Here is a 12,807-nt window from a genome sequence, read left to right as displayed (position 1 = left end):
CGTTTACTTTTCTTTGCCAATTGCTTGTACGGTAATGTCGGCCTGTTCAAGCTCTTGCTTAATTTTCTTCGCATACGCCAACGCATTCGGACCATCGCCGTGGATGCAGATCGTTTCAGCGAGAATCGAAATATCTTTGTTTTGCTGGCAAAGCACTTTCTTTTCCTTGACCATGCGAATGACCTGCTGTACTGATTCTGCTTCACTTTCAATCATCGCATTCGGCAGGCGCCGCGATGTCAGCGTCCCGTCTTCCTGATAAGTGCGGTCGGCAAAAACTTCGCTTCCCGTTCTTAAGCCGATCCGTTCTCCCGCTTTTAATAATTCACCATTCGCCAGGCCAAATAAAATGAGCTCTGGATCGACCTTGTACACCGCCTCGGCAATCGCCTCTGCTAAATCCTTATTAACGGATGCCATATTGTATAAAGAACCGTGCGCCTTGACATGCTGCATCTTGGCACCCTCTGATTTAACAAAGCCGTACATCGCGCCAATCTGATAGACAACGATATCATACGCTTCCTGCGGGGAAATATCCATGTCTCGCCGGCCAAAGCCAATCAAATCCTGCAACCCTGGATGCGCTCCGATCGCAACATCGTTCTCAAGCGCCAGCTTAACCGTTTTCCGCATCGTCGTCGCGTCCCCGGCATGAAAGCCGCATGCAATATTAGCGGAAGTGACATATTTTAAAATCTGTTCATCCGTTCCCATCTTATAAGCGCCAAAACTCTCACCCATATCACAGTTTAAATCGACTACACTCATTTTGACATCCTCCTTGAATTTAGAATGTGAGGGACCTTCTGCAGACGAGGGAATCACTTCTTCACTAACTAGTCTTCCCCTGTTTCCCCATCCGCTCAGATCATCCCTTTATTATATAATCGCACACCTTGCTTTAATTGTTCAAAATTTAATTCCTGTTCTAGCAGAAGAAGCTGAGCTTCCTCCAGTGACACTTCTTTAAAACGGACCTCTGCGCCAAGGTTTAATTGAGCCATCACCGGTAAATCAACGGTAATCACCTGGGCAATTTTATGATAGCCGCCGGTTGTTTGGCGATCGGCCATCAGCACAATCGGATTGCCACCAGACGGAACCTGAATACTGCCGAAGGTCACCGCCTCGGACAGCAGCTGCTCCTTATGCTTCAGACGCAATGGCGGGCCCGCAAGACGAAATCCCATCCGATCCGATTGTGGCAGTACTTTAAACGGCTCGCGATAAAAGGCGTCTATACTCTCCTGCTCAAAGCTGTCGGCCTGCATCCCTTTTACGACGCGAATAAGGGGATTCATTTCGTAGAAAGGCCTAATATAGCGGAAAAGCGGCAATGTCGCCTCATAAAACGGTCTCTCTCCCGCCCTTTGCCTTAATGCCTCCTGCTTCTCTTGCTGCTCCGCTTTTCTTATGTAAAGCTGATCATTCGCTTTCAGCGCCCGGCCTTCGTAGCCGCCAATTCCAGCTCGTAAATAGGTCGAACGGCTGTTCATCACCTCAGGAATATCATATCCACCGGCAACGGCCAAGTACGCGCGCGTCCCATGCTTTGCCGGGCCAAAGGACAAGGTTGTCCCCCCTCTGACAAAGACGGCTCTCCACATCGGCAGCGGCTGTTTGTCAATTGTCGGTGACAAGTCAGCACCACAAATCGCAATCAGGGCATCTTCTTCAAAGGTTAAGGTCGGGCCGACCAATGTGATTTCAAGCGCCGCCTCATGCTCCTCATTTTCCACAAGCACATTTGCCGCCCGCAAGGCGTAGCGATCCATCGCCCCGCTGGCGATAATGCCAAACTTCTGAAACCCGGTTCTGCCTTTATCTTGGACCGTCGTTAATAATCCAGGCTTTTTCACAACAATACTCATTGTGCCCCCTCCTTCACGAGCTGATCGTATTCATCCTTGCTGATCGCTTTGAACTTTACTCGATCACCAGCTTGTATAAGGGTAGGCGGCCATTGATCCGGCTGAAACAGCTTTAACGGCGTATGGCCGATAAGCTGCCAGCCTCCCGGAGTTTCAATCGGGTAAACGCCGGTCTGGGTTCCCGCAATGCCGACTGTGCCGGCCGGTATCGCCAACCGGGGCGTTTCCCGCCGCGGTGTCGCGATCCGCTCGGAAAGCCCTCCCAGGTAAGGAAAGCCCGGCGCAAACCCGATCATATAGGTAAGATAGTCACCTTCTGTATGAATCCGGATGACGTCCTCCGGAGTTAAAGAGTTATGCCGGGCAACGGTTTCTAAATCCCGACCGAGCTCTCCTCCATAATAGACTGGTATCTCTACTGTTCGCGCCTCAACTTGTTCACCCGGTTCAATTTGCTCCAGCAGCCGTTGGACTCTTTCCCGGAAAAGCTCATAAGGGAGCTGTTCGGAGTCTAGACCTGCGTCCTGTAAGACGTGATAGCAATCATAATAGATTGTCACATTCGTAAAAGCGGGCAAATATTCAGTCATCCCTTCTAGTGGATGGTCGTCAAGATAGGCGCAAAGCAGCTGAACCTTTTCATGGGTCGCCGGGTCGACGCCCTCCCCCAGTTGCACAACAAGAGCCGAATCACCAAACGGAAAAATATTGATTGCCTTCATTCACTTCCCCCCTCCTTCTTACTCGTAATTCGATGTAAAATAGGGGTTGCATGAAAAGGACTTTTTCCTTTTGATGCAACCCCGAAGCAGCGAAGGCTGGGCAATGCTTTGCAGGCAAACCGCCGCAGCCTTTCACCATCGACTTGTAAGACAGCCGAAAGCAGTCGTGAAGTTTGAATGAAACAAGCTTAAAACCACTGCCCTTTTTCTTCGTCGCTCAATGCTCTTAATTGCTCGGGTTTCGCCTTATCAACATGTTCCTTTGGCACAACGGCCCGCTTCGGATAAGGAATTGGCGGAGCCGGTTTGGTCGCATCGACAATGACAGCACTCGACATTCGCGCTGTATGGGAGCCATCCTCATGATAATCCCAGTTTGTCGGCAGCAGCCCGCCAGGTCCGTTCCATTTCGGGATAATGAGCTGATCACGTTCAGCGTCAAAGCGAGTCCCGACCGCCCAAGCCACTTCTTCCTCATTAAAAACATTGATATCATCATCGACGACAACGATATGACGCAAATTTTCCTGCTCTGTATTCAATGCTGTAAAAGCTGCTTTTTTGACGTCGGCATCCCGTTCCTTGTGCAAGGAAATATAGCAGTGCATCCGCGCATAATGCGGCACATTGACCGTATTAAGGCTCGGGACGACGGATTTCACAGAATGATAAATACTTCCTGAGCGCGGAATCCCGCCCACCATTAAGTGTTCTCTGCTGGAAGCGACAATATCCTGGAAAATCGCCTGATTTCGGTGCGTAATGCAAGTCACCCGGATGACAGGGACGGAGCCGCCGCCAAGGTAGTGACCAGGCCATTCACCGAAAGGACCTTCCGGCGCTTCTTTTTCAGGGAGGATTTCACCTTCAATGATAATTTCTGCATCGGCCGGCACCATTAAATCAGATGTTTCCGCCTTGACGACATTCAACGATTCCCCGATCAGCGACCCGGCAACTTCATACTCGCCGCCAATTCCCTGAATACGGGAGACCGCCCCCATTAAAAAGCCTGGATGATGGCCAAGGACGATCGCCACCGGGGCGGGTTTTCCTTCTTTTTCGTATTTCTTATGTATCAAGCCGCCATGATGGGCACCGAGAAACCATACCCCTAATTCACGCTTATCATAAATTTGGTGACGGTAAATTCCGGCGTTGATTTCCTTACTTTCAGGGTCGCGGATCACCATCACCCCGGCTGATAAATAAGGGCCTCCATCCATTTCATTATGGACAGGGATCGGAAGCTTCGATAAATCGGCTTCATCGCCCATTAATATGTTCTCTTTAACTGGCGCCTGCTCGGCAGGGACGACGGTCGGCGGAATTTGGTTGCGGATCTTCTCGCCAAATACGCGCGGGATGTCCGGCACCTCACAATTTAAAAATAACGCAATTCGTTCATACGTCGTCAGCAAATTGGAGATACATGACAACTTAGCACCCTTAACATTTTTAAAAATGAGGCCGGGGTACTCGCCTTGTTCTGCAAGGCGAGCCGCATAGCCCGTAATTCCGAATCTTGGATCGACCTCTTCCCCGACAACGCGGATGCTGTTCGGGTTCAGCTCATCGAGCTGCTTTAAATACGTTCGCAAATCCTTCCCCATCGTTCAACCCCTCCTAAGGTAGGTATGATAAGTCAACAGCCTCATCAAACGAAACAGGCTCCTCAATAATTTCTAATTCAACCGCTGTTTCCGCCACATTGGCTGCGCCTTCCTCAGTAACTCTTAACCCTTCAGGAACACGTGCCAGCTGATTGGCAATCGCCATTTCAAGCACATCAGGTTCAATGTTTTCGAAGTTTTGCTGCATTGGTTCAACAGCCGAAGCCGGATCATCCGTCACACGGTCATTGATTTCATTCATCACTCTCAAAAATACAGTCATCGCCTCACTGTTTTCGTCCACCCATTCAGTTGTCGCCATGACGACGATACCGGCATATTCAATCTCCGGCTCATAAAGAACTCTAAAGTCGCCGGAAGAGACCATTTGCGAGATCGTTGGCTCTGACACCATTCCTCCTGCTACCTGTGAGTTTTCGATCGAAGCAAACATGCTTGCCCCGCTGCCGCTGCCGATGATTTCCACATCGCGGTCAGGATCCAATCCACTTGCTTCAAGCCCATAACGAAGTCCGGTATCAGACAAGCTTCCTGCACGTGTAACAGCCAATGTTTCCCCTGCGAGCTCTTCCAATCCTTGATAAGGAGCATCCTCTCGGACAATTAGTGAGTAGCCAACACCATCATAAAGCTGTCCATACGCTTTGACAGACAAGGCATTATTGGCAAAACGAAGCACGTGCTCATAGGAACCGAGATTGACATCGATACTGCCGCCGACCAATGCCTGAACGGCATCCGACCCAGACGTAAAGCAATGTTCTTCCACGGTTAACCCAGCTTCCTCGAATGAACCATCATTGATTCCGATTTGCGCAAGAAGTGGAGTCATACCTCCGCAGACGAGCCCGAGACGAATGGTCATATTCTCTTCTGTCTCACTTCCTTGATCCGTGCCTTCAGGCTGCTCTCCGGCGCCTTGATCCGGCTCATTGCCACCGCATGCGGTTAATGCGATTACCATTACTGCTAATAAAGATAACATCCACACTTTTACTTTCATCTTGTTCCCTCCACATTCGTATAAGATCATCTTTTTTTCCTTTTGTTTAACGATATCTAAGAAGTTTTTTCTCAAATTGAACGATGATCTGCTCCAAAATAACAGCAATAATCATAATTAAGACCAATCCGGTAAAGACTCCCGTAATATCGAGAAGCCCGGAAGAATAGGTAATATAATAGCCCAACCCGCGGTTTGAACCGATCAATTCAGCAATCACGGCCCCAATCAGAGCCATCCCGATGTTCAGCCGTAAACTTGTTAAAATCCATACCGTAATCGATGGCAGCACAACCCAGGTGAACGTCTTCAACCGGCCTGCTTTGTAAGTTTTCATCATGTCAAGCAGGTCACGATCGATATTTTTAATTCCTTCATAGGCATTGTAGAACGCGACAAAAATAACCATCGCGATAACCATAATAATCTTTGAGCTCATGCCAATCCCGAACCAGACAACAAAAAGCGGCGCGAGAGCAACACGCGGCAAGCTGTACAGCGCCATCATATATGGATAAATCCACTTATCAAGCCAATGAGTCGAAGCAAGCGCCACACCAAGCAACGTCCCGAGAACCATCCCGATGACAAGCCCGATAATCGCCTGCTGCAGCGTAAAGCCGACGTGATACCATAAATCCCCGCCCACCGTTAAATCGACAATCCGTTCAACGATCAAGGAAGGCTTACTAATCCAGAATTCATTAAAAAAGCGTCCTGACGTCCATTCCCAAAAAAATAAGATAATAACCCCGACTAATATCCGTCCTGTCCAGACAATTAATGCTTCATTATTGTTCTTTTTCGCAATCGTTTGACCAGGGGATGTCTTTGTTTGTTTGTTTGTCTCTTCGTTACTCATTACAGCTGACTCCCTACTTCTTTATTTGCTTCGGCCAAAGCTTGCCAAATTTCTTTCTGCAATCTTTGAAATGTCGGATTAAACCGCGTTTCATAAAAAGGGCGCGGGCGCTCGATATCGACCTTAAACTCAGCTTTAATCCGGCCAGGACGATTCGACATTACGACAACTTTATCCGCCAGCGCAATTGCTTCCTCGATATCATGCGTGATAAACAGCACGCTTTTTCCGACCTTCTCCCACATTTTCAAAAATTCCTCGCCAATAATCACCCTTGTCTGGGCATCCAATGGGCCGAACGGTTCATCCATCAAATAAAGAGACGGATCATATGTAAAAGCACGGGCAAGCGCCACACGTTTTTTCATACCGCCGGAAAGCTGCTTCGGATAAAAGTCTTCAAAACCGGCGAGTCCGACCATCTCAATATATTTGCGTGCCGTTTCCTCCTGGATCTCTTTCGACTGGTTTTTTACAGCGAGCGGCAGGCGCACATTATCGAGCACGGATTTCCATGGGAGCAGCGCATCATTTTGGAAAACCATCCCTACGCCATCCGGGATCTTTTTAACCGGCTCGCCATCAATAAGAACAGAGCCTTCAGCCGGCTTAATCAGATTGGAAACTACTTTTAATAAAGTAGATTTTCCGCATCCGCTCGGTCCGACAACCGCGACAAATTCTCCATCTTCCACGGTTAAGTCGACTCCGGTTAAGGCGAGTGTACTTGATTCTTTTGTATTGTAACGCACCGCGAGGTTTTTAATTTCTAATTTCGGTTTTGTCGCCATTTTGTACCCTCTCTCTATCTCTCACAATTCTTTATTCCCTAAAACTGACTATACCAATAGGGTATACTGATTTTATCACCTATCAATTTTTCCGTCAAATCATTTATCCCTATTATGAGAATAGGTAAATCTTTTAAAACAGTTAATTCAAAGCCTTTTTTCCAGTTTGTTCTAACCCGTGTGTTTGTGAAAATTCAGTTTTATTTTAACAGAAAAGCACACTACTTTGTAAAGCATGACACATCTTCTCTCATGTATTTTTTCGGGACATAATAAGAAATCTGCTTGAGGGCGGGTCAAAAGGATTTTCCCTGTATGAAAATCCGAACAAAGAGTGTGCACCTTAGTGATCTCCCAGATGTTGAAAAAAGGAGGGTGCCCCAATAACTCGGGACACCCTCACTAAGCATGCTCAGCTTCTAAAAGCCATTGCCACTCTTCCTCTCGGTCGGCGGGTCCAGCTCCCTTGAGAAAGCTGAGCATTGTGCAGCGTATGCTCTTATTTCATATTATATTTCTTCTTAAAGCGATCAACACGTCCGCCTACATCGTTAAGCTTCTGCTTACCAGTGTAGAATGGGTGTGAATCCGCACTAATTTCAACTTTTAAAAGGGGATACGTGTTGCCGTCTTCCCACTCAATCGTTTCGGCTGATCCTTTTGTAGATCCGCTTAGAAACTTAAAACCAGTGCTTGTATCCATGAATACCACTTTTTGGTAATTTGGGTGAATACCTTGTTTCATTTCCTTCATCTCCTTTTGCCCTGAATCTTTTCGAAACAGAGTTTATCTGATCACACATGTCGAAATTATATCAAGCCAGGCTTAGAATTGCAACTATGAAAATGAAGTTTCTTGATCAGCTTCTTCTGCGGCTCTGCCTGTTCATTTCATCTTCCATCACTTCAAAAAAGTCGAGGTTCGTTTTCGTATCCTTTACCCGTCTGATGAAATGATCGACAAATTCCGGAGAATCGTTCATCGTCTTCCGAATCGCCCAAAGCTTTTCAAGCTGGTTCTTCGGCAATAGCAGCTCTTCTTTTCTTGTTCCGGAACGGCGAATGTCGATCGCCGGGAAAATGCGGCGTTCTGCCAGCTTCCGGTCAAGATGAAGCTCCATATTACCCGTCCCTTTAAATTCCTCGTAAATGACATCGTCCATTCTTGAGCCGGTCTCGACGAGAGCCGTCGCCAGAATCGTCAGGCTGCCGCCCTCTTCAATATTTCTTGCCGCACCGAAGAACCGCTTCGGCCGGTGGAACGCGGCTGGATCAATCCCTCCGGAGAGAGTTCGTCCACTCGGCGGGATGACCAGGTTATACGCCCGGGCCAACCGCGTAATGCTGTCCATCAGAATAACAACTTCTTTCCGGTGCTCGACGAGACGCATCGCCCGCTCAAGTACCAATTCGGCCACTTTAATATGGTTTTCCGGCACCTCATCAAAGGTAGAGCTGACGACTTCCGCTTTGACAGAACGCTCAATATCGGTTACTTCCTCAGGCCGCTCGTCAATGAGTAGGACAATTAATTCAACCTCGGGATGATTTTCGGCAATGCTGTTCGCCACTTCCTTCAGCAAGGAAGTCTTCCCTGCCTTAGGAGGTGCAACAATTAAGCCACGCTGTCCGAATCCGACCGGCGAAATCATATCAATGATTCGCGAAGAAACACGGCCAGGCGCTGTTTCAAGTTCAATTTTTTGTTCAGGATAGAGTGGAGTTAAAGCCGGAAAGTGGGGACGTTCCTTGGAAGTCTCCGGCGCTTCACCATTTACCGCTTCGACATGAAGCAGCCCGTGATAGCGTTCATTCTCCTTTGGAGGACGCACCTTTCCTGAGACTTTATCACCGTTTCGAAGATCAAAGCGGCGAATTTGCGAGGCGGAAATGTAAATATCCTCAGAGCTCGGCATGTAATTAATCGGCCGCAAAAAGCCAAAGCCTTCCGTCTGGATGATCTCAAGCACACCTTCCATAAACATTAGTCCATCCTGCTCGGCCTGACCTTTTAATATAGCAAATATTAGTTCTTTTTTTGTTAACTTGCTGTAGTAGGATACTTTATATTCCCTAGCAAGTTCATAAAGCTCTTTTAGCTTCATATTTTCTAAATCTGAGATATGGACTCCCATTGTTACACCACGCTTCTATAATTAATAAATCATTGGCCGCCAGCGGCAATGATTGCTGTGATCACGAAAAATAATGAAGAACGCAACTCAATTCTTGACAATACTTTTTATTCCTAAGGGTAATCGGTAATCCCTTGAAAAAGCATAAAGGAAGAATGGAGGGTTTCGGAGATGGATTCGGTGAATGTGATTAGCAAAAGCAAAGTATGTCTATATTAGCTATATTTTACCCACATTTCAACATAATATTCAAGGACTCTTTCATTTGCTCCGCCAAACATAAGGCACCGCCTTCCATACATCACGACAGTGCCAGCGTTTTTATAAGCTTCTCTCTGCTAAAAAGAAAGATTTATTACCGAATGACCAGATCCGGTTTCTTTTTCATGCTATGCTTGCCGTCCACAAACCGGACGGTTCCGGATTTTGCCCGCATGACAAGCGATTGTGTCGTCGCCGTTGTTCCATTGTAGCGCACGCCTCGTAAAAGTTCGCCATCCGTTACACCGGTAGCAGCGAAGATACAGTCATCTCCCTTGACGAGATCATCCATATAAAGAACTTTCGTCACATCTTCAATGCCCATCTTCTTGCAGCGTTGAAGTTCAGCCTCGTTTTGTGGCAAAAGCTTGCCTTGAAGCTCTCCTCCGAGACATTTCAGACCGACGGCCGCCAGTACTCCTTCCGGCGCCCCGCCTGAGCCGAGCAACAGATCGACGCCTGTATCGCCAAAAGCCGTGTTGATGGCGGCGGCTACATCTCCATCTGGAAGAAGCTTAATCCGGGCGCCGGCAGAACGAATTTCTTCAATCATTTTCTCATGCCGCTTGCGATTCAAAATAACGACGACAAGGTCTTCAACATCCTTATTCTTCGCCTTGGCCACCGCCTGAAGATTGTCGATAATCGGCGCGTTAATATCCACTTTGCCGACCGACTCCGGACCGACCGCGATTTTATCCATATACATATCCGGCGCATGAAGGAGGTTCGAGTGATCGGCTACTGCCAATACAGCGAGGGCGTTCCACTGCCCGGAAGCGACGATATTCGTTCCCTCCAGCGGATCGACCGCGACATCAACCCGCGGGCCATAGCCGTTCCCCAGCTTTTCGCCAATATAAAGCATCGGCGCTTCATCCATTTCCCCTTCTCCAATGACGACCGTTCCCTTCATTGGAATCGTGTCAAACACGTCCCGCATTGCTTCTGTCGCCGCGCGATCGGCCTCCTCTTTATTGCCGCGTCCCATCCATCGTCCCGAAGCAAGCGCTGCTGCTTCCGTAACCCGGACTAATTCCATCGATAAACTTCTTTCCATCTTTTCTCCCCCTCTTCTCGCTTGTATCCTTTAGCTTTTCACCTGATCCAATTCCTCTTCCGTCATTTTTTCTCTCCATATATCTGCACCGAGACCGACAAGCTTTTCGACTAAATTGGCATAGCCGCGATCGATATGCTCCAGTCCAGAAACTTCGGTCACTCCATCAGCCAGAAGGCCGGCGACGACTAAGGCGGCACCTGCGCGAAGATCACTTGCTCTCACTCTGGCGCCCTGCAGTGTCGTACTTCCGTTAATAATGGCGGAGCGGCCCTCCACTTTCACATTGGCTCCCATCCGTCTCAGTTCATCAATATGCTTGAAACGTGCGTTATAGATCGTATCGGTGACGATGCTCGTTCCTTGCGCCTGAGTCAGCAGACTCGTAAAAGGCTGTTGGAGGTCAGTTGGAAAACCAGGATAAACAAGCGTCTTAATATCAACACCCTTTTTCTTGGTGCTGTTATGTATGAGCAGCCGATCATCCTCGACTTCAATCGTTACCCCCATCTCCCTCAGCTTGGCAATCAACGATTCTACGTGGTAAGGAATGATATTATCAATGACAACCTTCTGTCCAACTGCAGCGGCGATAATCATATACGTTCCGGCCTCAATCCGGTCAGGGATAATCGAATGCCTGCAGCCGCTTAAGGAATCGACGCCATCAATCCGGATGACGTTTGTACCTGCTCCCTTGATCTTAGCTCCCATGCTCGTCAACAAAGTAGCAACATCAATAATTTCAGGCTCTTTCGCGGCATTTTCAATAATCGTTTGTCCCTTGGCCCGCACGGCGGCCAGCATAATATTAATCGTCGCTCCGACGCTGACAACATCCAGATAGATCTTTGCGCCGCGAAGCTCCTCCGCCCGCAAATAAATCGCTCCCTGCTCATTCGTTACTTTTGCTCCCAGCGCCTCAAACCCTTTAATATGCTGATCAATCGGCCGGGGACCAAGATTGCAGCCACCCGGAAGTCCAATGACAGCCTTTTTAAATTTCCCAAGCATCGCTCCCATTAAATAATAAGAGGCACGCAGTTTTTTAACACGGCCGTTTGGCAGCGGCATTGAAATCATTGAAGCTGGATTTATCGTAATTTCCTGAGCGTTGAGCTGGACCTCGCCCCCGATTTCTTTCAGGAGTTCAGCTAACAGCTGCACATCAGATATTTCTGGCAGATTATCGATTGTCACATAAGAATCAGCCAAGATTGCTGCGGGTATTAAAGCAACCGCGCTATTCTTAGCTCCGCTTATTTGTACAGTTCCTTCTAAAGGCTTGCCGCCTTTAATCATTAATTTATCCATAATCGCATCCCTTCCATCTATTACTCAGCCCGAAGACACGTAGGTAGCTTCTCTATTTCCATTATAACCATAACAAGGAGAAAGTAACGAGCTTTTGTGTGTCAGATTGGCAAGGGAATTGTTTGGGAGTATGGATAGAGCGACGAATAATTATGAAGAAACAGGAGCTGCCAAAATGGCTGGAACCCTTAATCAATCCGAAAATAGCAGCGAGGCTCCGGACTTGTGTCAAACTGGCACAAGTCCGGCAGAATCTCCCTATTATACGCTTTTGTCCGCTCTTTCCATTACGAGCGTTCTTTCCAATCGGCCAGGAACTTTTCGATGCCCTGATCGGTTAATGGATGCTTCGTGAGCTGCTGGATGACCTTGAATGGAATGGTCGCAATATGCGCTCCTCTGCGTGCCGCTTCATTGACATGCACAGGGTGGCGCACCGATGCGGCGATAATTTCAGTTGGAATGTTGTGGATTTCGAAGATCTCGACAATTTCACTAATCAAATCGAGCCCGTTATGGCCAATATCATCAAGCCGTCCAAGGAATGGAGAGACATAGGTCGCTCCCGCCCGCGCAGCGAGCAACGCCTGTGTTGCCGAGAAAACAAGGGTGACATTTGTTTTAATTGATAATTCAGAAAAAGCATGGACCGCTTTCAGCCCTTCCGTTGTCATCGGGACTTTCACGGTAATATTCGGAGCAATCGCCGCTAATTCCTTCCCTTCACTGATCATTCCTTCAGCATCGAGCGCTATCACTTCGGCGCTGACGGAGCCGGGAACAAGCGCCGTAATTTCACGAAGCCGCTCATGAAAATCAACGCCTTCTTTCGCTACTAAAGACGGGTTCGTTGTGACGCCGGCAAGAATACCTAAGGCGTGCGCCTCTTTGATTTCATCTAGATTAGCTGTATCAATAAAAAACTTCATGTTCATCACCCTTTCACATAGTGTAAAATCGGTTACATCGTTCATGATGATAAGGGGATGTCTCAAAAGGGTTTACCTTCCCTTTTGAGACATCCCCGAAGCAGTGCGGAGTCGCAGATAAAAGCGAGCTACCGTCTCCGAAGCTGCTGAAAAAGTACGATTTTCACTTTTTCAACAGCTTTTTCGTAATGAGCGTAGCCGTTGCCTGATTTTGAAAGCCTT

12 protein-coding genes are annotated in these 12,807 nt (G+C 48.0%); all 12 read right to left on the bottom strand.

The window, feature by feature from the left end; genetic code table 11:
- Window positions 1–3: 3 nt before the first annotated feature.
- The 12 genes from M3202_RS09140 to fsa all read right to left on the bottom strand — a co-directional run bounded on the left by M3202_RS09140 (window position 4) and on the right by fsa (window position 12,585).
- Entirely contained in the window at window positions 4–771 is a 768-nt protein-coding gene (locus tag M3202_RS09140) for a LamB/YcsF family protein (RefSeq protein ID WP_251223043.1), read from the bottom strand.
- A 95-nt stretch (window positions 772–866) separates the two neighbouring features.
- The gene (locus M3202_RS09135; RefSeq protein WP_251223042.1) at window positions 867–1,874 is read right to left on the bottom strand and encodes a 5-oxoprolinase subunit C family protein; all 1,008 of its coding nucleotides are present in this window, start codon (window positions 1,872–1,874) and stop codon (window positions 867–869) included.
- Complete coding sequence (gene pxpB, locus M3202_RS09130; protein WP_251223041.1) at window positions 1,871–2,596, bottom strand: 5-oxoprolinase subunit PxpB; 726 nt, start codon at window positions 2,594–2,596, stop codon at window positions 1,871–1,873. Before pxpB ends, M3202_RS09135 begins: the two co-directional genes overlap by 4 nt.
- Window positions 2,597–2,784: 188 nt before the next feature.
- Window positions 2,785–4,209 (bottom strand): UbiD family decarboxylase, encoded by a 1,425-nt coding sequence (locus M3202_RS09125; protein ID WP_251223040.1) that lies wholly within the window; start codon window positions 4,207–4,209, stop codon window positions 2,785–2,787.
- 13 nt (window positions 4,210–4,222) lie between these two features.
- Window positions 4,223–5,233: an ABC transporter substrate-binding protein gene (locus M3202_RS09120; RefSeq protein ID WP_251223039.1), complete on the bottom strand. Its 1,011-nt coding sequence runs from the start codon at window positions 5,231–5,233 to the stop codon at window positions 4,223–4,225.
- A 46-nt stretch (window positions 5,234–5,279) separates the two neighbouring features.
- Window positions 5,280–6,095 (bottom strand): ABC transporter permease, encoded by an 816-nt coding sequence (locus M3202_RS09115; RefSeq protein WP_251223038.1) that lies wholly within the window; start codon window positions 6,093–6,095, stop codon window positions 5,280–5,282.
- The gene (locus M3202_RS09110; RefSeq protein ID WP_251223037.1) at window positions 6,095–6,886 is read right to left on the bottom strand and encodes an ABC transporter ATP-binding protein; all 792 of its coding nucleotides are present in this window, start codon (window positions 6,884–6,886) and stop codon (window positions 6,095–6,097) included. The genes M3202_RS09115 and M3202_RS09110 overlap by 1 nt, the downstream gene beginning before the upstream one ends.
- Window positions 6,887–7,385: 499 nt before the next feature.
- Window positions 7,386–7,631 (bottom strand): type B 50S ribosomal protein L31, encoded by a 246-nt coding sequence (locus M3202_RS09105; RefSeq protein ID WP_251223036.1) that lies wholly within the window; start codon window positions 7,629–7,631, stop codon window positions 7,386–7,388.
- 115 nt (window positions 7,632–7,746) lie between these two features.
- Window positions 7,747–9,021: a transcription termination factor Rho gene (rho, locus tag M3202_RS09100; protein WP_251223035.1), complete on the bottom strand. Its 1,275-nt coding sequence runs from the start codon at window positions 9,019–9,021 to the stop codon at window positions 7,747–7,749.
- Between the two features lie 355 nt (window positions 9,022–9,376).
- On the bottom strand, window positions 9,377–10,342 hold the full coding sequence (gene glpX / locus M3202_RS09095) for a class II fructose-bisphosphatase (RefSeq protein WP_251223034.1): 966 nt from the start codon (window positions 10,340–10,342) through the stop codon (window positions 9,377–9,379).
- A gap of 30 nt (window positions 10,343–10,372) precedes the next feature.
- On the bottom strand, window positions 10,373–11,656 hold the full coding sequence (gene murA, locus M3202_RS09090; protein WP_251223033.1) for a UDP-N-acetylglucosamine 1-carboxyvinyltransferase: 1,284 nt from the start codon (window positions 11,654–11,656) through the stop codon (window positions 10,373–10,375).
- Window positions 11,657–11,943: 287 nt separating this feature from the next.
- Window positions 11,944–12,585, bottom strand: coding sequence for a fructose-6-phosphate aldolase (fsa, locus tag M3202_RS09085; protein WP_251223032.1), 642 nt, complete (start codon window positions 12,583–12,585; stop codon window positions 11,944–11,946).
- Between the last annotated feature and the right edge of the window lie 222 nt (window positions 12,586–12,807).

It is taken from the genome of Halalkalibacter oceani, from assembly GCF_023715605.1.
Taxonomy (GTDB): Bacteria; Bacillota; Bacilli; order Bacillales; family Bacillaceae_D; genus Halalkalibacter; species Halalkalibacter oceani.
The sequence above is the reverse complement of the archived record's forward strand: the minus strand, read 5'-3'. Positions and strand labels throughout refer to the sequence as shown.